This is a genomic window from Candidatus Melainabacteria bacterium (assembly GCA_003963305.1).
Taxonomy (GTDB): domain Bacteria; phylum Cyanobacteriota; class Vampirovibrionia; order Obscuribacterales; family Obscuribacteraceae; genus PALSA-1081.
Genome location: RXJR01000022.1, coordinates 26,449 through 49,094, shown reverse-complemented (window position 1 = coordinate 49,094; position 22,646 = coordinate 26,449). Strand labels below are relative to the sequence as shown.

General features: G+C 50.4%; 20 protein-coding genes. 11 read left to right on the top strand and 9 right to left on the bottom strand.

From position 1 onward, the window contains the following. Window positions 1-30 precede the first annotated feature (30 nt). From EKK48_21090 to EKK48_21080, 3 genes are all read right to left on the bottom strand, one after another. Window positions 31-1,284 carry a twin-arginine translocation signal domain-containing protein gene (locus tag EKK48_21090; GenBank protein ID RTL38408.1) on the bottom strand — a complete coding sequence of 418 codons (1,254 nt, stop codon included), beginning with the start codon at window positions 1,282-1,284 and terminating at the stop codon, window positions 31-33. An 8-nt stretch (window positions 1,285-1,292) separates the two neighbouring features. Further along, window positions 1,293-2,750, bottom strand: coding sequence for an MBL fold metallo-hydrolase (locus tag EKK48_21085; protein ID RTL38556.1), 1,458 nt, complete (start codon window positions 2,748-2,750; stop codon window positions 1,293-1,295). 253 nt (window positions 2,751-3,003) lie between these two features. Then, a complete protein-coding gene (locus EKK48_21080; GenBank protein ID RTL38407.1) occupies window positions 3,004-3,528 on the bottom strand; it encodes an ureidoglycolate hydrolase in 525 nt (174 codons plus the stop codon). Window positions 3,529-3,772: 244 nt separating this feature from the next. Here EKK48_21080 and EKK48_21075 point away from each other — a divergent pair, with 244 nt between their 5' ends. The 7 genes from EKK48_21075 (at window position 3,773) to EKK48_21045 (ending at window position 10,029) form a co-directional block, all read left to right on the top strand. Then, window positions 3,773-5,350, top strand: a complete 1,578-nt coding sequence (locus EKK48_21075) for a malate synthase A (protein RTL38406.1) — start codon at window positions 3,773-3,775, stop codon at window positions 5,348-5,350. A gap of 32 nt (window positions 5,351-5,382) precedes the next feature. Continuing rightward, entirely contained in the window at window positions 5,383-6,750 is a 1,368-nt protein-coding gene (gene allB / locus EKK48_21070; GenBank protein RTL38405.1) for an allantoinase AllB, read from the top strand. 1 nt (window position 6,751) lies between these two features. Further along, on the top strand, window positions 6,752-7,828 hold the full coding sequence (gene alc / locus EKK48_21065; GenBank protein RTL38404.1) for an allantoicase: 1,077 nt from the start codon (window positions 6,752-6,754) through the stop codon (window positions 7,826-7,828). Beyond that, window positions 7,800-8,297, top strand: coding sequence for a 2-oxo-4-hydroxy-4-carboxy-5-ureidoimidazoline decarboxylase (uraD, locus tag EKK48_21060; protein ID RTL38403.1), 498 nt, complete (start codon window positions 7,800-7,802; stop codon window positions 8,295-8,297). The genes alc and uraD overlap by 29 nt, the downstream gene beginning before the upstream one ends. Then, a complete protein-coding gene (gene uraH, locus EKK48_21055) occupies window positions 8,294-8,635 on the top strand; it encodes a hydroxyisourate hydrolase (GenBank protein RTL38402.1) in 342 nt (113 codons plus the stop codon). Before uraD ends, uraH begins: the two co-directional genes overlap by 4 nt. Window positions 8,636-8,708: 73 nt before the next feature. After that, on the top strand, window positions 8,709-9,596 hold the full coding sequence (pucL, locus tag EKK48_21050; protein ID RTL38401.1) for a urate oxidase: 888 nt from the start codon (window positions 8,709-8,711) through the stop codon (window positions 9,594-9,596). Between the two features lie 7 nt (window positions 9,597-9,603). Next, the gene (locus EKK48_21045) at window positions 9,604-10,029 is read left to right on the top strand and encodes a TfoX family protein (protein RTL38400.1); all 426 of its coding nucleotides are present in this window, start codon (window positions 9,604-9,606) and stop codon (window positions 10,027-10,029) included. On the opposite strand, the gene EKK48_21040 is transcribed toward EKK48_21045, so the two are convergent. Beyond that, on the bottom strand, window positions 9,989-11,320 hold the full coding sequence (locus EKK48_21040; protein RTL38399.1) for an MFS transporter: 1,332 nt from the start codon (window positions 11,318-11,320) through the stop codon (window positions 9,989-9,991). The genes EKK48_21045 and EKK48_21040 overlap by 41 nt on opposite strands. Window positions 11,321-11,755: 435 nt before the next feature. On the opposite strand from EKK48_21040, the gene EKK48_21035 reads away from it, so the two are divergent. Together EKK48_21035 and EKK48_21030 are read left to right on the top strand one after the other, a co-directional pair. Next, window positions 11,756-12,406: a hypothetical protein gene (locus EKK48_21035; protein ID RTL38398.1), complete on the top strand. Its 651-nt coding sequence runs from the start codon at window positions 11,756-11,758 to the stop codon at window positions 12,404-12,406. Between the two features lie 593 nt (window positions 12,407-12,999). Next, window positions 13,000-13,494: a cytochrome c gene (locus tag EKK48_21030; protein ID RTL38397.1), complete on the top strand. Its 495-nt coding sequence runs from the start codon at window positions 13,000-13,002 to the stop codon at window positions 13,492-13,494. Between the two features lie 101 nt (window positions 13,495-13,595). Here EKK48_21030 and EKK48_21025 read toward each other — a convergent pair whose 3' ends face one another. Then, complete coding sequence (locus tag EKK48_21025) at window positions 13,596-14,645, bottom strand: DUF4239 domain-containing protein (protein ID RTL38396.1); 1,050 nt, start codon at window positions 14,643-14,645, stop codon at window positions 13,596-13,598. On the opposite strand from EKK48_21025, the gene EKK48_21020 reads away from it, so the two are divergent. After that, the gene (locus EKK48_21020) at window positions 14,422-16,299 is read left to right on the top strand and encodes a TldD/PmbA family protein (protein ID RTL38395.1); all 1,878 of its coding nucleotides are present in this window, start codon (window positions 14,422-14,424) and stop codon (window positions 16,297-16,299) included. The genes EKK48_21025 and EKK48_21020 overlap by 224 nt on opposite strands. Continuing rightward, complete coding sequence (locus EKK48_21015; protein ID RTL38394.1) at window positions 16,296-17,990, top strand: hypothetical protein; 1,695 nt, start codon at window positions 16,296-16,298, stop codon at window positions 17,988-17,990. The genes EKK48_21020 and EKK48_21015 overlap by 4 nt, the downstream gene beginning before the upstream one ends. Before the next feature lie 20 nt (window positions 17,991-18,010). Here the strand turns inward: EKK48_21015 and EKK48_21010 are convergent, their stop codons facing one another. From EKK48_21010 to EKK48_20995, 4 genes are all read right to left on the bottom strand, one after another. After that, window positions 18,011-19,405: a serine/threonine protein kinase gene (locus EKK48_21010; protein ID RTL38393.1), complete on the bottom strand. Its 1,395-nt coding sequence runs from the start codon at window positions 19,403-19,405 to the stop codon at window positions 18,011-18,013. 137 nt (window positions 19,406-19,542) lie between these two features. After that, window positions 19,543-20,820: an FAD-dependent oxidoreductase gene (locus tag EKK48_21005; GenBank protein ID RTL38392.1), complete on the bottom strand. Its 1,278-nt coding sequence runs from the start codon at window positions 20,818-20,820 to the stop codon at window positions 19,543-19,545. A 2-nt stretch (window positions 20,821-20,822) separates the two neighbouring features. Then, window positions 20,823-21,164, bottom strand: a complete 342-nt coding sequence (locus EKK48_21000) for a VOC family protein (GenBank protein ID RTL38391.1) — start codon at window positions 21,162-21,164, stop codon at window positions 20,823-20,825. Between the two features lie 9 nt (window positions 21,165-21,173). Further along, window positions 21,174-22,637: a deoxyribodipyrimidine photo-lyase gene (locus tag EKK48_20995; GenBank protein RTL38390.1), complete on the bottom strand. Its 1,464-nt coding sequence runs from the start codon at window positions 22,635-22,637 to the stop codon at window positions 21,174-21,176. Between the last annotated feature and the right edge of the window lie 9 nt (window positions 22,638-22,646).

The window sequence follows — 22,646 nt, the reverse complement described above, 5'->3', positions numbered from 1 at the left end:
TAATAACATTATCTGCTTGGGTGTCGGCACTTAGATAACAGCGACCTCCCAGCGTTCAATGACATTACGCATATAGCCGCTCTTATTCCACTGGTCGAATGAGCGCTGAAATTTTCCATCGTTGCTGTAGGCCCGTGACATCAGTGCATGAGTCCCCGGTCCTGGCGGTGTCCAGCTCATGCGAAACCGTCTGAATGAAAAGTTGCCCAGCTTATCCGAATCCAGCTGAGCTGTCTGCCAAGTTTTACCTTCGTCTGTTGAGACTTCCACTTTCTTTATCCCTGAGCCGGAATCGAATGCGATTCCCTGCACTTCGCAAGGTCTTCCCACACGCACCACCTCATTCACATCAGGGCTGACGATCAAGGAGCGCACATTCATTTTGTTGATTGGTACGGTATCCTTGGCCAGGTTCTCCGGCGTTTCGACAGCGTCTTCGTTTTTTGGAATTCTGTATGCCTTGTCCATCCAGAAGCCCTGAAATTTCTGGGGCAAGACCTGTATTGATTTCAAAGACTTTACCCAGTAAGTGGCATACCATCCAGGCACCACCAGTCGCAGCGGAAATCCATTCAGCATGGGCAGTGGTTTCTCATTCATCTCGTAAGCAACCAGGACCTCGTCGCTCATTGCGTGGTCGATGGATAGTGCTTTGACGAATTTGTGCATATTGAAGAGCGGTGCTTCGTCGAGACCGGCGAAGCTGACTTCTACTGCACCACCCTTAATACCGGCAGCTTGCAAAAGGTCTTTAAGGCGGATACCTGTCCATCGAGCGTTCCCCATTGCACCATTGCGCCACTGCCCGCCCGGCACGCGCGGCTGAAACGAACTGCGAGAATTGCCTGAACACTGATTCACTGCTACAACAGTGGCCGGCTCGTACTGCTTTTTCAAGTCGGTCAAACTGAGAGTGAGCGGTTTATTTACGTGTCCGCCCACTTCTAACCTGAACTGACGCAGATCGATGAAAGTCGGGATACCTTCATAGTGCCATCGCACGAAGAAGGCATCATTCGGGGTCAGGTCCTCCCGAAAGTAGTGCAGGGGCGTTTCGAGCTGGGGCGGTCGATCGGTCAACAGAATGAGCTCGGTCTTTTCAGGAAAACGAGCTACAGTCTGACCAGGCGGCAGGGTAATGAAGTTTTCACTTTGATCTTGTCTGTGACAGGCTCCTAGAAGACCAGACAGAGCGGCAGCCGAAGCGAATTGCAAAAAACGCCTGCGACTGACGGGATCATTTAGTTCATGCGAGGGTGGCAACTCTTTCGGATTGAAAATCATCGACTAAATCACTGAGTCTTCACACTGCAATTTGGCTTCAAGTTGCCCGACTTATCATTGCCGTCAGTTGAAGTTTGTGAGATCACAGGCAGCTTCTCAACTTGCCAGCCTTCAATGCCGCCGCGCAGATCGGTGAGGTGTGTGACACCATGCTGACTCAACAGACTCGCTGCAGTGGAAGAGCGATTTCCGGAGGCACACATGATGATTATTTCTTTGTCCTTCGGCAGAGTGTCGACGTGCTCGAGGATGTCGCTAAGCGGCAAAAGATGTGTGTTCTCTATATGAGCAGCCTGCCACTCACCCTGGCTGCGTACATCCAGTACATAAGGTGGTTTCTCTGATTGCAAAAGCTTTGCTAGTTGCTGTGCAGTGACACGCTCGTTATTTCTAACGAGATCAACTCGTCCATCGAATGCTTTGATACCGCCGCCGACGTAACCAGCGACAGAGTCCAGTCCGATGCGCCCAAGTCGCATGACAGCTTCCTTTTCCTGACCAGGATCACAAATGATTACGACTGGTTTCTCGTGATCGATGAATGTGCCGGCCCACGTCGCATATCTTCCCTTGAGGGGAATGTTGACGCTGTCGACTACATGTTGCCGGGCGTATGAATCTGACTCACGTCCGTCTAACAAATAGGCGCCCGAGTTCTTCAACTTCAGTGCTTCGTCGACGCTGAGAGGCTTGAGGTTCTTCAAAAGTTCATCCAGGGACGGATGCGCCTGGCAATTGAATGCTGCGTCATAAGCGAAATATTTCGGCGCCGGCGGCAAATCTTTAGTGAGCAGCTCCACCAACTTCTCTTTGCTCATCGGCTGCAGCGCGTAATTTGTGCGCTTCTGCTCGCCGATTGTAGAGACGGTCTCTTTGCTCATATTTTTTCCGCAAAGAGAGCCGGCACCATGTGCTGGATACACGAGAGTTTCGTCGGGCAGGGTCATGAGTTTGTTGTGCAGAGAATCATATTCCATCTCGGCCAGCTCTTTAGCGCTGATGCCTTTTGAAGACAAAAGGTCAGGGCGACCGACATCGCCTATGAAAAGACTGTCGCCGCTCAAGACCGCATAAGGCCTAGCCGTGTCCTTCTTCGTGTCGAAAACAAGAATAGAGATAGCCTCAGGTGTGTGTCCGGGGGTCTCCAGAACTTTGAATCGCACGTTGCCTACATCAAGCGTATCGCCGTCTTTGAAGCCCGTAAATTTGTAGGTGGCGCTTGTTTTAGCACCGAGGCAAATTTTTGCACCGGTCTTGCGTTGAAGCTCAAGATGCCCAGCTACGAAATCAGCGTGAACATGCGTCAAAAATACATGGGTGATTTTGAGCCCGTTCTTCTCGGCGTCTGCTATGTACTGGTCGATGTCTCTCTGGGGATCGACTATCACTGCAGTTTTCGTGGCTTCGTCGCCAATCAGGTAAGAAGCGTGCGACAAACATCCAAGATAGTACTGATGAAAAATTATGCCGGGGTGGGCAGGCGCCGATTTCACTTCCGCTACGCAGCTAACTTCGCCGAAAGCCGGCGGCAAAAAGGGCTGCCCAAGTGCTCCCAGTGCGACCACACTCAAAGCCAAACGTACAAAACTACGCACGCGCATTCCTCCACAGTTGGGCACATCCTGTGCAACAGAGTAAGTTTATAAGCCTGACAACTCCAGATTGTTGATCTGAACTGGTTTTCTGAATAAATAACTGATTTCACACAGTCGGTCGAAATTACAAGTCAGCAGGAAAAATTTCAATAGGTGACTTGAAAGTGTGCACCTCGCAATCTTCCTTCGAGCCGTCCTCACAAACCAGGCAGGCAAAATCAATAGGTTCGCCGATCGCTGTCATCGGATAGTGCCACACACCCGGTCTATAACTGATTCCCTGACCGTTTGTCGCCTCGAAGCAACTCAACGTGTTCAAATCAGGTTCATCACCACCAAGACAGACGATAACCAGAAACCTTGCCTTGTTCGTCATTGGCAGGAACACTTGCGTGGAATATTGATGCTTCTCCAGTAGTTTCATTTGCAGAGGCGCTTCGGCAAGGGGGCTGCAACTGAACACACAAAGATTCAGCCTGGCCGTCTCGCTGCGCAGATTAACCACTTCCGCCAGATGGTCAAATCGCTTGGCAGTGCGCATATTGGCATATCTAAAAGGTAGCGAGTCGTCCGCGGAAATCAGTGAACCGTACGGCGCGTACGCTTCGCGCGTTATTGGCACAGCTTGGATAGCTGATTTCTCGGACATGTCAAGCTGCTCCTCTCGTGCCAAATTCTGTGCTGGTCCGATTTTGAGCAAGACTCAGCTCGGTAATATATCCAAAGCGAATAGAGTGTAATATAACCTGGCACTTACATGGTTGTACAGTTGCGGCTCATGCTGCCGGTCGTCGGGCAGCCGCAGACAGGCTCTACACAAATCCGCAACTGACAATACATCACCGTGCACTTCAATTCGTTGAAAACGCTCCGAGCCACTCAGGGGGAATGAAATGACGCAAGTAGCGCAGCAAGTAAAAGTTTTGGGGAAGCTAACACCAGAATACGAGCAGATTCTCACACCAGATGCGCTCAACTTTGTGGCAGATTTGCACAGTCAATTCAATCAGACCCGCGAGAAACTGTTGAGCAACAGAATTGCCAGACAGAAAGATATCGATGCCGGGAAATATCCCGATTTTCTGGCTGACACGGCCGGTGTGCGTGAAGGCAAATGGCAGGTAGCAGAGGCGCCAGCCGACCTGGCTGACAGACGAGTTGAGATCACAGGACCCTGTGAACGCAAGATGATGATCAACGCTTTTAATTCGGGCGCAAATGCCTTTATGGCTGACCTGGAAGATTCCCTATCACCGACATGGCATAACGTGGTCGAAGGTCAACGCAATCTGAAAGAAGCTGTACGCAAGACACTCTCCTTCGATAGCCCTGAAGGCAAGTCTTACAGACTGAATGAAAAAATCGCCACTCTCATCGTCAGACCACGCGGATGGCACCTGCTTGAGAGTCATGTCACCGTCAATGGTGCGCCAATTTCGGCCAGCCTGTTTGATTTCGGGCTCTTCTTTTTTCACAATGCACATGAGCTTTTGAAGCGCAACAGCGGTCCTTACTTCTATTTGCCCAAGATGGAGAGCCATCTGGAAGCCAGGCTCTGGAACGATGTCTTCAACTACGCCCAGGACCAGCTGAAAGTTCCACGAGGCACCATTAGAGCTACGGTACTGATTGAGACGATCATGGCTGCCTTCGAGATGGAAGAGATTCTGTTTGAACTGAAAGAGCATGCCTCCGGGCTCAACGCCGGACGATGGGACTATATCTTCAGCACGATCAAAAAGTTTTCACGTCACAAAGAGTTCTTGATGCCCGATCGTGCCCAGATCACCATGCGAGTGCCTTTCATGAGAGCCTATTGCAGACTTCTGGTAAAGACCTGTCATCGCCACGGTGCACATGCCATGGGCGGTATGGCGGCATTTATTCCAAGCAGAAAGGACGCTGCTATCAATGAAGTAGCGATGACCAAAGTCAAAGAGGATAAGGAACTGGAGGCCGGCACTGGCTTCGATGGCACCTGGGTCGCTCATCCGGATCTCGTGCCTGTGGCTAAAGAAGTGTTTGATAAGACTCTGGGCAGCAACCCCAACCAGAAGTCGAAGCAACTCGATGATGTTGTTGCAGGCACTGAACTGCTCGCTGTCAAGATCGAGGGTGGGCAGATTACTGAAAAGGGTCTCGTCAATAATGTCGATGTTGCGTTGCAATACATCGAATCATGGCTGCGAGGAACAGGTGCGGCTGCCATTCACAACTTGATGGAAGACGCAGCCACCGCCGAGATATCGCGGGCGCAGTTGTGGCAGTGGATCATATGTGGTGCCAAATTAGACGACGGCAGAGCGGTTACGAAAGAATTGTACAGGCAAACTCGCGACTCCCAATTGAAGATCCTCGGCACCGCTCCAGACAACCGATACAAGGAAGCAGCCGAGATTCTGGACCGCCTTGTAGAAAGCGAGAATTTCGAGGAATTCCTGACCACGGATGCATACAGATACTTGAACTAACAGTGTAGATACTTGAATTAGCAGGTCTCAATATGGCTTCGAAATTTGGTATTTCCAGCAACCGCATCATCACCGCCGATGGTATTAAAAAAGGTTGTCTGATCGTAGAAGATGGGCGCATCTCTAAAATAGTTGACGTTCCTGATGGTCACGGTCTCGACCACATCCATGAAGCGGGTAATTCCGTCGTCATGCCGGGGCTGATCGACTCTCATGTGCACGTCAATGAGCCGGGACGAACCGAGTGGGAAGGGTTTGAAACGGCGACGATAGCGGCAGCAGCGGGCGGCATAACAACAATTGCTGATATGCCTCTCAATTCCAACCCGGTTACGACTTCGTTGACCGCGCTGGAAGAAAAACTGGCAGCGGCCAAAGGTAAACTCACTGTCGACTGTGCCTTCTATGGTGGCGTTGTGCCGGGAAATACTCTTTCCCTCGAGCCTTTAATCGATGCAGGCGTGCGTGGTTTCAAATGTTTCTTGATTCACTCAGGCATTGACGATTTCCCGAACGTGACTGAAAAGGATCTTGACTCTTCCATGCCGGTTCTGGCACGTCGCCGGGTGCCACTGCTTGTGCACGCCGAGATGGAATGTGACGATTCTCGTTGCGACGACTGGAGCGAGCACAGTTCCTCATATCATGCCTTCCTTCACTCTCGCCCACGACGCTGGGAAAACGACGCCATTGATTTGATGATCAAAGTGGGGCGCAAGCACGATTGCCCAGTTCACATCGTACATCTCTCGTCATCAGATGCTATCGAAGCAATAAAAAAGGCTAAAGCCGCGGGCGTGAAACTTACCGTCGAAACCTGCCCACACTACCTTACCTTCGCCGCAGAGGAAATCGCCGACGGTGACCCGAGATTCAAATGCGCACCGCCTATTCGCGAACGCGAGAATCGTGAAAAACTCTGGGCTGCTCTTCTGGATGGCACTATCGACTTTGTCGTCTCGGACCACTCTCCTTGTTCACCCAGTCTCAAGTTCCTCGACGAGGGTAACTTGCAAAAGGCATGGGGCGGCATATCCGGCTTGCAATTCGTTCTGCCGACTGTGTGGACGCAGGCGAGGGAGCGTGGTGTAACAGTCGACCAGTTGTCGAAATTGCTGACTCACGGTCAGGCGAAGTTTTTGGCACTGACTCAAACTAAGGGGCACCTGAAGCCGGGTTACGACGCTGATATCGTTGTCTGGGATCCTGAGGCGAAAACCAAAATCGATGCGTCGATCATTCACCACCGCCACAAGGTCACTCCTTACGATGGCATGGAACTATTTGGCAAAGTTGAAAAAACATTTGTTCGAGGGCAGTTGGTCTATAACAATGGTCAATTTTCCTCTGAGCCTGTAGGACAGTTTTTGTTGAGAGAACGCGTGGAGAGTAAAACATAAAATGGAAAGAAACTCCGACTTTACAGCGGCAGTATTTAGCGGATTCATTGATCTTGCCTCGGAGAAACTGGGTGGCAAAGTGCTGCTCGCCAACGACGAGTTTTTCGCTGAGAAAGAAAACCTGATCAAGCCCGGTCGAGGAGTCTGGATCGCCGACAAATACACAGACCGCGGCAAATGGATGGACGGCTGGGAAACCCGCCGGAAGCGCGTTCCTGGTTACGACTGGTGCATACTTAAACTGGGCACAGCCGGGGTCATAGAGGGTGTAGACATCGACACCAACAACTTCCTCGGTAATCACCCACCCTATGCTTCCATAGACGCACTCTATCTGGAAGAAGATATGGCGGACGATAAGCTTCCTGAGGCAAAGTGGACCGAAATTTTGCCCAAGTCTCCATTGAAGCAAGGATCGCAAAATATTTTTGCAGTTTCAGACTCGAACCGCTGGACACACATACGTTTGAACATCTATCCCGATGGCGGTGTGGCCAGGCTAAAGGTCTACGGAACGGTTTCGAAGCACTGGGCTGCCATTAAGCCAGATGAGCAAATAGACCTTGCCGCTGTCGAAAATGGTGGCAGTGTGGTGGCGTGCAACGACATGTTCTTCGGCAATAAAAACAACATGATCATGCCGGGCTCCGGTGTAAACATGGGCGATGGCTGGGAAACCAGAAGACGCAGAGATCAGGGACATGATTGGTCGATCGTCGAGCTGGCTCAACCTGGAATTCTCAAGAAAATCGAAGTCGATACCAAACACTATAAGGGCAATTTCCCCGACTCCTGCTGGATCGATGCCTGCTATGCCCCGGGGGCGGAGATGAACAATCTTACTGCTGCCAGTTTCGAATGGACAAAAGTCGTTGCTCAAACGAAGCTGCAAGCAGATCATCGACACTTTTTTGAAAAGGAGATTCTGGCTCAGGGTCCGTGGACGCATCTGCGTTTGAACATCGTTCCTGATGGCGGCATCAGTCGCTTCAGAGTATGGTGTACACTGCCTGCGACTGCCACCAGAGACGCGAAGCAAGAAAAGAGCGATGGACGTAAAGAGTATCAACGAACTTAGTGACGGCGAAGCTGCCCAGATTTTTCGCAAGTGCTGCGGCAGTGAAACCTGGGTCAGAAAGATGGTTGAGTCGAGACCATACGCCGCTCTTGACGCCGTTTTCGAAAACTGCGAGCAAGCTTTCAGAATATTGACTGAAGCTGATTGGATGGACGCATTCGCAGCCCATCCAAAAATCGGCGACATCAAAAGCCTGAAAGAAAAGTATGGCGACACCAAAAACTGGGCTCAGAACGAACAGGCTGGGGCGCGCGGAATTTCAGATGAAGTTGCTGCCGATCTCGCCGCTTCTAACGAGCTTTATTTTCAGAAGTTCGGCTACATCTTCATCGTCTGCGCCACCGGTAAATCTGCGCAGGAGATGCTGACACTGCTCAAGCAACGTCTCGGAAATGACCCATCGAGCGAGTTGCCCATAGCGGCAGCCGAACAAGTAAAAATCACCAAACTACGACTGGAAAAATTATGAGCGCAATCACAACACATGTTCTGGATACTGCAAAAGGCCGCCCTGGCAGCGGTATAAAGGTCGTTCTTGAATTCAAAAACGATGAGGAATGGAAGGAAATTGCCTCAGGACAAACAAATTTCGACGGTCGTTTGCCTGACCTGATCAAAGACGGTTTCCACCTGCTTGAAGGTATCTACCGCCTCACTTTCGACACTCACAGCTACTATGAATCACAAAACGAGCATGGCTTTTACCCAACGGTGAGCATTGTATTCGAGGTGAAAGATCCCAGCCAGCACTATCATGTACCCCTCTTGCTCAGCCCATTTGGCTATTCGACTTACCGAGGCAGTTGAGCCTCAAGATTAAGGCACATCGCTTAAGAAAGTCGTATAATTTTCTGCTCAATAGCTGCAGGGAGATGCCGAGATGAGCGGTTCGGAGCAAAGCACGATAGCAAAGGAAACCCGCGTTGCAGGCGTTCTGGTAGAAAATGCATACGGTAAGTCGAGAGTGCGTCTGAGCAAATTGACGCGTCTCAAAGACCGTCATGTTTTCAAGGAAGTATGCGTAGACATCCAACTGCAAGGAGATTTTGAACGCACCTATACAGTCGGCGACAACAGTCAGGTTGTGGCGACCGATTCGATGAAAAATATGGTCTATGTTCTAGCCAGTCAACATCCTCTCGACACGATCGAGTCCTTCGGCAAGTTTATGATTGAGCACTATCTGAAGACTTACAAACAAGTAAGCAGCGTCAAAGTTCGTCTGGCCGAAGAATTGTGGCAACGCATTGTTGTCGACGGAAAAGAGCACGCCCATTCATTCTTCGGTGCAGGTGCGGAAAAGCATGTCGCCGAGATAAAAGGAACCAGAGATTCAATGACGTTCAAATCCGGCATTGAAGGATTGAAACTGGTTAAAACTACTGATTCTGAATTCTGGGGATTCGTCCGCGACGAGCACACAACCTTGCCGGACGTAAAAGATCGGATATTCGGCACAAGTGTGTCATGCCACTGGCACTATCTGTCCGCAAATCCTGATTTCCAAAAGACTTATGATACCGTCAGAGCCACTATACTCGAGTGCTTTGCCACTCACCACAGCCTCGCGGTACAACATACGATCAACGAAATTGGGCAGGTTGCTCTTCAGCGTGCTCCTGAAGTCAGCGAAATCACGATCATGATGCCAAATGAGCATCGGCTGCCTTTTAACTTGCAGCCGTTCAATCTGGAGAACAAAAGCGAAATTTTCGTAACCACAGATGAGCCCTACGGCTTAATTTCGGCGACTTTGAAACGTGCTTGATTGAATAATGAAGCGGCGCGAGGATGACGGGTTTACTGCGCATGTTTTAGATTTGCTTGCGCCATGGTCTGAAGTTGTCGCCAAACGAATGTTTGGCGGCATCGGCTTGTTTGCGCACGGACGGATGTTTGCCATCATCATCGATGATGTTCTTTACCTGAAAGATTCTAAAGACGCAGATGGCGTTCCTGTGAAAACCGAATTCGAGAAAGAGTATTTCGAATACGATCGCAATGGTAAAACCGTTAACCTGGGCTATTTCAAAGCGCCTGAAGCAGCGTTGGAAGAGTCGGATTATTTGATCAGATTGGCAAACGAAAGTTTCCGCAGTGCATCGCTACCGAAAACCGAACAACGGAAGAAATCGGCTGCGAAACCACAGAAGAAAAAAATTACTTCTGCCCGTCCAGGCGCTGCACGAGACCAACGCTAACGACTGAAACAAGAGTAAAGAAGATCAAAAGAGCGAAGGCACCTGCAAAATTGCCGGTCTTTGCCGCGATCAATCCGGTTATCGCAGGCGCCATAATCGAAGCGATTGCCGAGCAGCAATTCATTAGACCCTGACTGGTAGCAGCACGATCTTTCGCGAGATCGCAGTTGATAGCATAAAAGGCGGCATTGGGCATCATGCCGAAACCGACTCCCAGCGAGATAAAAATCATCGATGTGAGCAAAGGCGGATTGAATAGCAGTGGCACGTACGCAAGTCCGGAGATCAGCTGGCAGATGCAGATCAAGTAAGAGCGGGAAATCTGTTTGCTTCCTGTCTTTATCCACAACCAATCTGATAGATAACCTGCCACCGGCAAAAGAATTGCGGCGGTGAGCCACGGAGCGATCAGGATAAATCTCGCATCCTCCAGCTTTACTTCATGTGCGTGTTCGAGATAACCAGGCAGCCAGGTCAGGGCGAAAAAGAGTGAATAACCGAAGGCAAAATATGCAATGTTGTTGGAGATGAAGGAAGGGTTTGTGAGCATGTCGCGCCAGGTTGTGCCACCATCGCTGCGCTCCTGATCGCGCCGATCGGCATCACTAACCGAACGGTCACTGCTCTGCCCTTCTCTGATGTGGTTGAGTTCGGCCTCACTGACAAACTTACTCGAGTGCGGATAGTCTCTGAACATCAGATACCAGATGCCTGCCCAAACTACCCCGGCTGATGCCATGACCAGAAACATCGCTTTCCAACCGACAGTAATGATCAGCGTTGAAATCAGTGGCGCCCCGATTGCCGATGCAAGAGGGACAGCACACAGTCCCAGACCAGTTGCTCTCACTCGCTCCGATTGCGGCAACCAATCTGCCACCACTCGTGTGAGTGCTGGAAAGTGCGGACCCTCCGAAAGTCCAAGCAAAACACGCAGCGACAGAAGTGCTGGAAAGCCGCTAACACAACCCATCAAAGCAGTAAATCCAGACCAGGCTATTGCCGCAACCGGCCAGACTTTCCTCGCGCCCCAGCGGTCTACAATAATGCCTCCAACCAGAGTCATAACGGCATACCCGATTCCAAAAGCTGCCAGTACAGCACCAAACTGGCTATCATCCAGGCCAAATTCTTTCTTGATCGGTCCAATCGCGTACGAAATTGATGCGCGATCCATGTAATTAACGAGAGTGATTAGAAAGGCAAGACCGAGAATTACATAGCGGTAGTTTCCAAAAGATTGCTTTGGAGTTACGACACCGGACTTTTCTGATTGTTCTGTTTGCGACAACAAAATGTTCCCCACCTTACTTGTTGCTGATATCGCAACAGCGTCGTCTATTCTTCCATATGAGGGCAGGAAAGAAGAGGATGAGTGTTGCGTCAAATTCTGGGGAAGGTTTTAGTATCTTTACAACCACCCGGACTTTTTTCCCGCACCTAAATCCATGAATGATTTTTAACTCTCCAGGCAGCTGGACCATTTCACCTGGTTAGCATGCAGAAAGATGACACTGTGTGCGGTGCAAATGTCACCTGGTCTCACTACTTGAATACTTAAATAAAGCTCAGAACTGTTGGAATTAGGACATCTTACTGGCTGATTAGGGACAAAAGACCTATTATTGAAAACTCAGTCATTGTTGGTTTCGCCATCATCAATAGCGTGACCGACTCATCAACCAGTATGGTGCTCGGCGGCTGAAAACAAGGAAACGACAAATCGATGATCAGTGCAAGAAATTCAAGAATGTTCCGGCTGATTGCAGCAACAATCTCTTGTCTCAGTGTTACTTGTTTGTTTCAACCAACTCCGTCGCACGCCCAGGACGAGAGCAGTGCCGGCTACTACTCGAACGGCTATAGACCGATTCAAAACGAAGACTTCTTAGGATTGGCTCACAACACTCCTGAGACTTATCTGTTTCGCGCCGAAGTTGCCATCAATCGGCAGCAATGGGGTCAGGCTGTCAAATATTTGCGCAAATCAATGCGCGGGAACGACGACGATATCGATACCCACAAGTATCTGGCTATCTGTCTGGAAAAGCAGATGGAAGAGCAAGTCGATCGCGATCCAGGCATGTTCAAAGAATGTGTCAAGGAGTGGCTCGTTGTTTTGCGCAACACCAAAGGTGCTGAAAAAGGTTTGACCTTCAAGAACGGTCTCAGCCCAACAAACAATAAGAAGTGGGAAGACGAGCAAACGGCCGGTATGGCGCGCCAACACTTGAAAGAGCTGACTGGTGAGGAACCGAAACGTTGGGAGACAAACGATAAGTTCATTGCTCGCGTGGCTAAACCTGCCGAAGAAAACGTTCACGCCAAAGTGTTGAGCAAGAAGCCTGCAGCTCTGCAGTCTGGTGTTGACCAGTAATCGGTTGTGCGAAATACCGACTAAATCGGCGTCGATCGACGTTTGGTAACACCATGGTAACGCTTCAGCGGTTACACTTCGGACACAGTTAGGATGCATGATTATGCTGAGGCAATGATGTCCTCTTTGTAGAAGTCCACCAGTACCGCAAGATCACGGTTTACCACTGACCGACAAAATGATGATTACACTCATTCGAGCAATCGAAGGAGGATTTTAGATGCTTTTTGACACACATACCGACTCGGAGGCATCCCTCAGTACTGAATCCAATGGGCAAATGATGTTGTTCGTCGGGTTCGTCCTATTGCTTAGTATTCGTTCGTTCTTCGTAGAAGTTTTTGAAGCCATTCTGGCGGTTGTCTCCCTTTGTCTCAGCTTGATTCCTTCAAAGTCCGAATCGTAGAAATATTCGAGTCGGAGCAGATCGGAGTCGGAGCAGGTCTAAGCAGTATCAGCGCGCATCAGATTTAGCGCTTATCAGTATGCTTGTCGACTCTATCCGGAAAAGCTCGGATAGTACTTTTGACTGATGCATTGATCTTAACTATCCTCTACTATTGAACGTGTATTGGCGTCAATGGTGGCAAAGTATGTTTAAAAAGCGCTTCCCATTCAGCGCAGTCGGCATAATCAGCTGTTTTACTCTCTCGTTGTTGTCTACTGTTGTTTCTTGCGATGCGGGTGAGCAGAAAAACGCGGTGAAAACGGAATCGCCAAAAGTTCAGGACAAAGAGAAGACTTATCACGGCGATATTCACGTTCCAAAGCTCAGCAGCGAAAAGAAGTTCGAACCGGATTCGGAAACTAACGATTCCAAAGAAGGGCATCGCTTGTACGAAACATTCAAATGTGCCCAGTGCCATCAAATCAGCCATAAGGGTGGATATGCCGGCCCATCTCTAGACGGCGTGGGTGCAAATGGACGCGACTACGTTAATGCGCATATAAATAATCCACAGGCAGAAGCGGTTAAGAAAGATCGATTCTTTGAGTTGGTTCCCACGTCTATGCCTAAGTACGCCATAACACCGGCACAGGCTAAGAAGATAACTGATTATTTGATGACTTTGCCTGCACCGCAGTGATACCATATTCAGTACTGGTAGCAGCGTTTGCACTTGGAGTGCTGGAGTCAATCATGCCCGCGAGACGCGGGCGTTCCATTTGTCAGCGACCATGGCGCCAACTACTGATCCGCGAAGTGACCGGTGCTTCGCATGCTGATCTTATCTTCGAAAATCAGCTGGTCGAGCTTAAAAGCCTCGGGTTTGACTATCAAATCGCCCGAGAACGGATAACCGAAAAGAAGCACCAGGAAAAGATTCAAACCGATGATTACTGTTACCATCGCAGTCATCATTACCTGCAAAGTAATCGATTCAACGTAAAAGAAATAAGTGAACACAAGCGTGATCACGCCGCCAACGATCAAGACTACCCATTCAATCCACGGCATTCCGTTGGTAGCCATATTGGTGCGAGCGCGCCGGTTATCCCACAGCTGGCACACCTCTTGCACCATAATCGGGTAAACGGCTTTTTCGCTTTCTTTGACCGGCTCGTAGTCCATGGCTGCTTTCATCAAGCCGATTGCAGTACGGCGGGCAGGGAGATATACCTTGCCTTCGTCCATTGTTTTCCATTCTTCATCGACAACCTGATTGGCATACTGAATGCAAAAGTTTTGAATTCTGTCTCTGTGCTGAGGAGGCATACGCTCGGACAAGAGGAAGATATCCGCCAGTGAATTTGCCTCCTGTTCCACCGTGCGGGTAGCATCCTGGAATTTGCTCATGGCGTCTACAACGATGAGCCCCAGCAAAACCGCATACATAGTGCCAATCACAGCCAGAAACTGACCGCTGACGTCATGACATTCTTTGAGCTTATGGTTTTCGACATATTGCCGAACCAGAAGCTGCCCGAATACGGCCACCGCGGTGCTGGCCGTAATAATCATGAAGCCGCCGATGTAAGAGTCGTTAGTCATACAAATCACCAAACCCACGGTCATGATAGCTTGTCTGCCCGCCCTTACCAAGCGGGGTCCAATTAAAGATTTCGGGCCATCGGGATGGCGCTTTGGTGAGCCGGCATGGTTGAATGAATGCTTGAGCCGAAAGGAGAACCGGATGTCAGTTAAGCGCCTCTGCATAATATTTTCTGCTTTAACCGCGCTCACTTCAACAACAATCGCCCCGGCTTTCTCAGTTGACGACGTCGTGCTCAGTGCCATGCAAAAGGAACTGACCCGCTCATTTACCAAACTGAAAGCCAGCGAAGCTGAAGCAAACTTGTATTTCCTTGCTTATCGGCTTTACGACACCCGTTCGATCGAAATTTCTGCCGAATACGGCGGTCTTACAAGCGACAAACCAGAAAGTCACAAGCGCGTTCTTGATATCGAGGTGAGGGTTGGCTCTCCCAAAATCGATAACACGCATCAAACTAGAGGCGGCTCGATGCGCTCCAGTGACTTTCTCAGTGCACGCACGCCGATACCAATCGATGACGATGAAGCAGCCCTCAGAACGGCGTTGTGGGAGCGCACAGATGCCGCTTATAAAGCCGCGCAGGCTGACTACCAAAAAGTACTCACGAATCGCGACGTACGCATCGCCGAAGAAGATAACTCAGACGATTTTTCTCAGGAAAAGCCCTCGGTCTACATCGGCAAACCGATTGACATGGAAATCGATCGCCGCGTCTGGGAAGAGCGCCTGCGAAACTTGTCGGCAATCTACAGGAGCTTTCCCAACATAAAGAGTTCGATGGTGCGCTTCTCGGCCATCAAAACACGCCGCTATCTGGTCAACAGTGAAGGCACGACGATTGAAGACGACCACCTTCAATACCGAATCTATACAATCGCTGACGCCACAGCTGATGATGGTATGCGAGTCTGGCTTTATGACGGTGTTGAGGCACCTACCAGTAGCGATCTGCCCGATCAGGAAAAACTCGAGGCGATGGTACGCAAAGTAGCATCATCTGTAGAGGCACTGAGGGTGGCCAAAGCGGCAGAACCCTATGCTGGTCCAGCCATTTTGCAAGCCAAATCTGCCGGTGTCTACTTTCACGAGATTTTTGGTCACCGCATCGAGGGGCATCGACAAAAAGACGAAGGTGAAGGACGAACTTTCACTAAATTGATCGGCAAAGAAGTTATGCCGACATTCATCAGCGTGATCGACGATCCACTTAAAGAAAGGCTGGAGAACACGGCTTTGAACGGGTTCTACCGGTACGACGACGAAGGTGTGCCTGCGCAGAGGGTAGTGCTCGTCGACAAAGGAATTCTCCGCAACTATCTGATGGAGCGCTCCCCAGTCAAAGGATTCCCAAATTCAAACGGGCACGGGCGCGGTTCTCCAGGCAGCAAGCCAGTAGCCAGGCAGGGAAATCTGATCGTCGAATCATCTAAGCGTGTTCCATACGAAACTTTGCGCCAGCAACTAATAGCAGAAGTAAAACGGCAAGGTAAGCCATATGGGCTGGTCTTCGACGAAATTGCCGGTGGATTTACGATGACGCAAGCGTACATGCCACAGGTCTTCAAGCTGAAACCATTGCGTGTTTGGCGTGTCTATCCCGATGGGCGTCCCGACGAACTGCTGCGCGGTGTAGACCTCGTAGGCACTCCATTGACTTCGCTAGAGCGCATTCTCGGTGCCGCCGATGACGATGATGTTTTCAACGGCACTTGCGGCGCCGAATCAGGCTGGGTACCGGTCTCCGCCATCGCACCGAGCCTTCTGGTTCAGACCATAGAGGTAGAGAGAAACATAAAAGAGCAGGATAAACCGCCTGTGCTGCCTCCTCCAGATCGCGACAAGGATAGCAAGCGCTCGATCGAACCTGAGCCGCCTTCAGAGGAGTCGAGCAAATGAAAACTTTGATCAGCAGTTTGCTGGCTCTATCGGCTGCTGTCGTACCAGTCGCCACACAGAACGAAATCACCTTTCCTGCTATGAAAGACGAGATGGCCAGGTCGATTGCGCGACTGAAACTAGAAGGTCACCAGGCGCCCTACTATATCGGCTACACCGTGCACGATACCGACCAGCTCGGACTTGGTGCCACATTTGGTGCACTGAGCGACGACACTCGTGAGCACTCACGCACGCTGACAGTAGACGTGCGCATCGGTGACTACAAGCTAGACAGTGCATCAGGTTCTTCAGAAATAGGAGACCTGTTCGGAGCAGGACATTCGGCAGGAGCTTCTTCAATCAGTGTTGATAATGACTATGATGCGTTACGACGTGAGCTATGGCTGCGCACCGATTCTGCTTACAAGCAGGCAATCGAGGGGCTGGAGAGCAAAAAGACATACTTGAAGCAGAACACCGTCGAAGATCGTCCAGACTCGTTCTCGCGCGAAACTCCAGTCACTGTTGTTCAACCGGTCGAGACTCTCGAACTCGATAAAGATAAATGGAGTCGCATCCTTCGAGAACTGACAGCATCCTTCAAGGGAAGACCTTTGATTCGCAGTTCACAAGCCAGTTTGGCCGCGATGGCAGACAATCACTGGTTTATGAACTCGGAAGGTTTTAAAAACCGCATCGGCGAGAAAGCCTACATGATCATAATTAGCGCTCAGGCTCAAGCTACAGATGGCATGAACTTTTCAGATCAGGAGATGTTTCCGGCTTACTCTGAAAAAGAACTGCCTAAGCCGGATGAGTTAAAAAAACGCGCTGCTGAACTGTGCGATCGGCTGGAGAAACTGGCTGCCGCGCCGAAAGTGGATGATTACCGCGGTCCTGTTCTATTCGAGGGGCAAGCCGGAGCACAACTTTTCCATCAAATTCTGGAGCCTAAACTGGCTCGCTCAGCCAGCGATATGCGCAGAATGCTCGGCACAGACATGAGCGAGAAACTCGGTCAGCGCATTTTGCCGAAGTTCATCGACGTGGTTGATGAACCGGGCTTGAAAAGTTACGATGGCAAGCCACTTTTCGGCTACTACGAAGTTGACGACGAAGGACTGAAAGGGCAGAAAGTCACGCTCGTTGAAAAGGGCATTCTCAAGACGATCTGCATGTCTCGCATTCCGACTCGCACCATCGCTCACAGCAATGGTCATGGCAAGAGAGGTGGAAGTGCCACAAGCAACATATTCATCAATTCGGAGCACAAGCTCTCGCCTGAGGCATTGAAATCCAGGCTCCTTGAACTGGGAAAGGAAGAGGGACTGAAGGAAGTCTACATTGTGCGCAGAATTACCGGCAGTGCAAGCGATCTGGACTTTTCCAATTTGCAGGCCTTCTTCAAAGCCTTCATGTCTGGTAGCTCCGGTGTATCGCTCTATCCACCCGTTCTGCTTTACAAAGTGTCAGTTGCCGACGGCAGCGAGCAACTCGTTAGAGGTGGTAATTTCTCGAATATTTCAATGCGAATACTGCGCGATATTGATGCCACCGGCAATGATGTCAAACCTTACGCTGTGCAAAATTCTCGCGAAATCACAAGCATCGTTTGCCCCTCTGTTCTGATCAGCGAAGTAGAAATTCAGAAGCCCGACAAAACAAGCACTAAGCGCCCAATTCTGAAGAATCCAAACTTCGACAAGTAGCTTGAGATTGGCTGAAAAAATCAAGTGGGAACGTGGCGATTCATCATCCACAAGACCATGCATATGATCAAAACAATTGTGACGGCAAGCATTATGCCCGCGCCTATCAACAACTTGCTTTTCGATGCCTTCGTTTCAGCATTCTTTAGATCGCCGAGCTTGTCCTTATTGATTCTGGTCGGATCATTAGCTTTGCTGTGTGGATTGTAGGCCGCCTTCATACCGGTCTGACTGACGCGATTAAGTGAGCCCATAGGTGTATTGAGTACGGGAGTTTTCGGGCTTGACGATTCAATCTTCTGTGAAGCCGAGATCGATGAAATCTGCGGTTTAGGCAAAGCTCCGGCGTTTGTGTTCCGCTGTGGAGTCAGGTTTTGCTTGGTTGAGCGCGGCTGAGTCGAAACGGGGCGCGGCTCGAACTTGTCCATCTCGATAATACGAGCGACATGAGCAAGAGCATCGCGGAATTGCTCCATTGAGGCATAGCGGTCTTCAGGTTTCTTTTCAAGCGCCTTGAAAACAACAGCCTCAAACTGCGGATGAATCTGCAAATCATGGCGCATATCGGCGAAGCTGGCCGGCATCGTAGAAACATGCATCTGCATGGTATCGATGATGGTATCACCCATGAGTGGCGGCATCCCCATCAAGGACTCATACAACATAGCGCCCATCGAATAGATATCTGACCGGGCATCGAGATGCGACCCAAGGCATTGCTCAGGGCTCATATAGATAGGGCTGCCAAAGATCTCACCGGTTTGAGTAAGATTCTGAGACTGTTTACCAGAGTTCGGCATCAATTTGGCGATACCGAAATCCACGACTTTGACGACGTCGGTCTTGCCTTCGAAATCGACCAACATGATGTTGCTGCTCTTCAAATCTCGATGCAATACGCCTTTCAGGTGGGCGTGTTCCAGGGCATCGCACGCCTGAATAAAAATGTTCAAAGCGCGCATCTGCTCGACATGATTTTCGCGTTTGATAATATCGGCCAGGCTTTCGCCCACCAGATAGTCCATAACCAGGTAAGGTTGCCCGCCTGGTGTGACATCGCAGTCATAGACTGTAATCACATTGGGATGAGTCAAACAGCTGGCCGCTTTTGCTTCCTGCTTGAATCTCTTGATGCTGGTCTGGTCGTTTACCAGTTGAGCCTGGAGCATTTTGATGGCAACCATGCGGTCCATCATCTCGTGACGTCCTTTGTAGACGACACTCATGCCGCCTCGACCGATTTCGGTCTCAATTCGATATTTATCAGCAAGCGTAGTGCCGATCATCAAGTCTTCTTTGACCGGAATCAACAGCGTGCCGTCATGCTTACAAACGACCAGAGTGCCTGTAAATTCACGACTGCACGCCGGGCACTTTTTGCGTTTCTCTAAAGATTTTTGCGCTTCGGGGTTCACAATCCTTCTCTAAACCGAGAGTCAGCTGCTCATAAGCTCTTTGCATTTAAGAAACATGGCAGAGTTTGCTCCACACATAATAGCAAGCGCACCCTGCTCTCTTGGGTATTCCCCGTTCAAGCAAATTTCAAAATGGATCACGCAGTTTTGTCGATTTGCTTGAGATCGTGCAAGATTGACTCGGCTGTCCTGCGCCCTGAGACCAGGGCTCCGTTTATGGAAGCGTTGTCTCGATGGTCGCCGCAGACATAAATTCCCGGTTTGAGCTTGACCGGTTTTTCGGCGGTTGCCAATTGGGGCGGACTTTGATCGGGTAAGGCATATTTGATTCTGTAAGCTCGCAGGAAACGCCACGACCGGACCTGCTCGCCAAACCATGATTTCAACTCGGCGCGCACCTCTTCGTCTAGTTGGCTGTCTTGAACGCCCTCTCTGTCACCAAGAATCGATACAGATATCAGGTGTTGCCCCTCCGGCGCATAAGCGCGAGAGACGTTGCTTGGCACGCAGACGTTGTTGACACAGCCCTTTCCCTCACCATTGAGGACGAGTATTGGTTCATCAACTGGAGCAGTTTGGGCTGCATAATAAACGCAGATGACCGACCTGGCGGGCGTCACCTGAATTTGATCACCAAGTAGCCTGGCTGCCTCTGGACCCTCTGTGGCGACAACAATTGTTGGAGCTGTCAGCTTATCTCCGTTTTCCAGGATGACAACACCGTCTTGAACGCTGCGAGCATGGCAGTTCAAGCGCACTGACTCTCTGGGCAACTTAGCGGCCAACTGGTCTGCAATCGCGCTCATACCTCGAGCTGGAAGGGAGGTATCTCCTTCTGCGAACATCTTAAAAACAAACTCGAACATTCGACTTGATGTTTTCAGGCTTCTATCGAGGAAAATTCCTCCAAGGAAGGGTCTAAAGAAGCTGTCAATCATTTCACTAGAAAAGCCCTGGTCACGCAAAGCCTCTTCTGTGGTGGTTTCAGGTCTCTCAAAGAGCTTCTTGAGCGTTGTGCCCACGAGCGCTTGTCTCAGTTTGCCCACCTGTACCTTATCGGACAGTGAGCCGATCGGCGAAAATGCGTGAGAAACTGCGTCTATCGGATGCCTGAAGGGATCGGCAAGCTTGTGCAACTTTCCGTCCCGATAGACAAGAGCGCCTGGATAAAAGGCGTGAAAACTCAGTTTGGAATAGTCTAGAATTTTTCGACCTTCAGGATAGGCCGTTAAATAGACCTGAAAACCTCTATCCAGGATGAAATTCTCATAGTGGTCAGAGGCCACACGGCCTCCGGTTCGATCGGACGCTTCGAGTAACACGAAGGGCACGCCGACTTCATGCAGCTTCAAGGCGCAGGTCAAACCAGCTAACCCACCGCCGACGATGATCACCTCAGAATTTTTTTCTGCCAAGATTAGCCACCAGATTTGGGAAGGGAGTCTTCTGCAACGATTTCGACGGCGTTACCAGCCGGATCCTTTATGTAAACTGAGCGCGTTCCATCGCGATGTGTCTTCAATTCGCCATAGCTCTCAGCCCTTGGGCTGACAAATGCCAGATGCGGCGGATGCTGATGCTTGACCACGAGCGCCAGTTTTATATTTTCGAACTTCAGAAATGCCCAGGTATCATCCTGATATTCAATCGTGCAGCCAAATTCCGATGTGTACCATTTGACCGACGCATCAACATCAGTCACGGGAATAGCAATGTGATCTATAGCTGCCGGCTTTGTTTTGGAAACGGTGTCAGTCATAAGTTTTCCTCATCGCTTGAGGATTGTATCCTCTTTAATTGACTTCAACGCGTCCAGGGCTCGAAGTCTTGCTACCGAGTGGTCAACAATCGGTCTTGGATAAGTATCACCAAGTACGATACCCGCTTGCATGAGTTCTTCTTCGGATAAAAGCCATGGTGTGTGGATTTTGTCACCATCCAGGGCTGCTAGCTCGGGCACCCACTTGCGTACATAATCGCCGTCAGGATCGAACTTCTTGCCCTGCAATACAGGGTTGAAGACACGGTAATACGGCGCGGCGTCGGCTCCGCAGCCAGCTACCCACTGCCAGCCCATGGTGTTGCTGGCCAGGTCGGCATCGACAAGCGTGTCCCAGAACCACTTCGCACCAGACTGCCAGGGCAAGAGGAGATCCTTGACTAAGAAGGACCCGACGACCATGCGTACACGATTGTGCATCCAACCCGTAGTCCACAACTCGCGCATGCCGGCATCTACAAGTGGGTAACCAGTCAACCCTTTCTGCCAGCGCTTCAGAGCTAGACCATCACGCTGATACGGAAACTGTTTATACTTTTCGTCGAGCGGAACACTCTCAGTATGAGGAAAATGGTAAAGAAGGTGATAAGCAAACTCTCTCCAGATCACTTCTTTTAAATAGACCTGCGCTCCTTCTTTACTGCGTGCACCAGATTTGGTGCTGACTTCATCTTTAACACTGTGCCAGATCTGCCGCGGTCCGATCTCTCCAAAATGGAGATAGGGAGAGAGTCTGGAAACGCCGACCCGATCAGGCCGGTTGCGCCCTTCAGCATATTGCTCGAGTACACCGGAAAGAAGCTTCTCTACTTGCGCTTGCGCGCCGACCTCACCAGGTGTCCAGGCTTGCCGGATCCCTTCAGCCCATTTGATCTGAGGTTCCAGATGTAGATCCTCAAGGTTCATGCTTTCTGGAAATTGTGCCGGTGACGGTATCGATGCTGGACGGGCGAGAGGCACAGGTGGCTCTGGTAGTGAGATGCAGTGCCTCCAGAAGGGCGTATAGACACGGAAGGGTTTGTCAGACTTGTTCAATATAGTCCATGGTTCGAACAACAGGGAAGCGTTATGCGATCGCACCTCAATCTTGTCTTGAAGCAGGGCTTCTTTGATCCTGGTATCACGCTCGATGGCAGCCGGTTCATAACGGCGATTCCAGAACACCGCCTTAGCTCCGGTTTCCTTTACGAGGGAACGCAGTTCGTCGAGACTCGAGCGCCCACTGCGCAACACAAGTTTCGAGTTGAATTTGTCCAAGTCACTGGACAAGCTCTTCAGTGACTGATGAAGCCAGAAGCGCGAGGCACCTCCTGGCGGCCACTTCGCTTCTTCAGACGGCGCGTATATGTAGACAGGTACGACCGCGTAACCCCTCTCCAGAGCTTCGACCAGAGCGGGGTTGTCGGTCAGGCGGAGGTCTTGTCGAAACCAGACCAATGCGACAGAACTCATTTCCGTTCA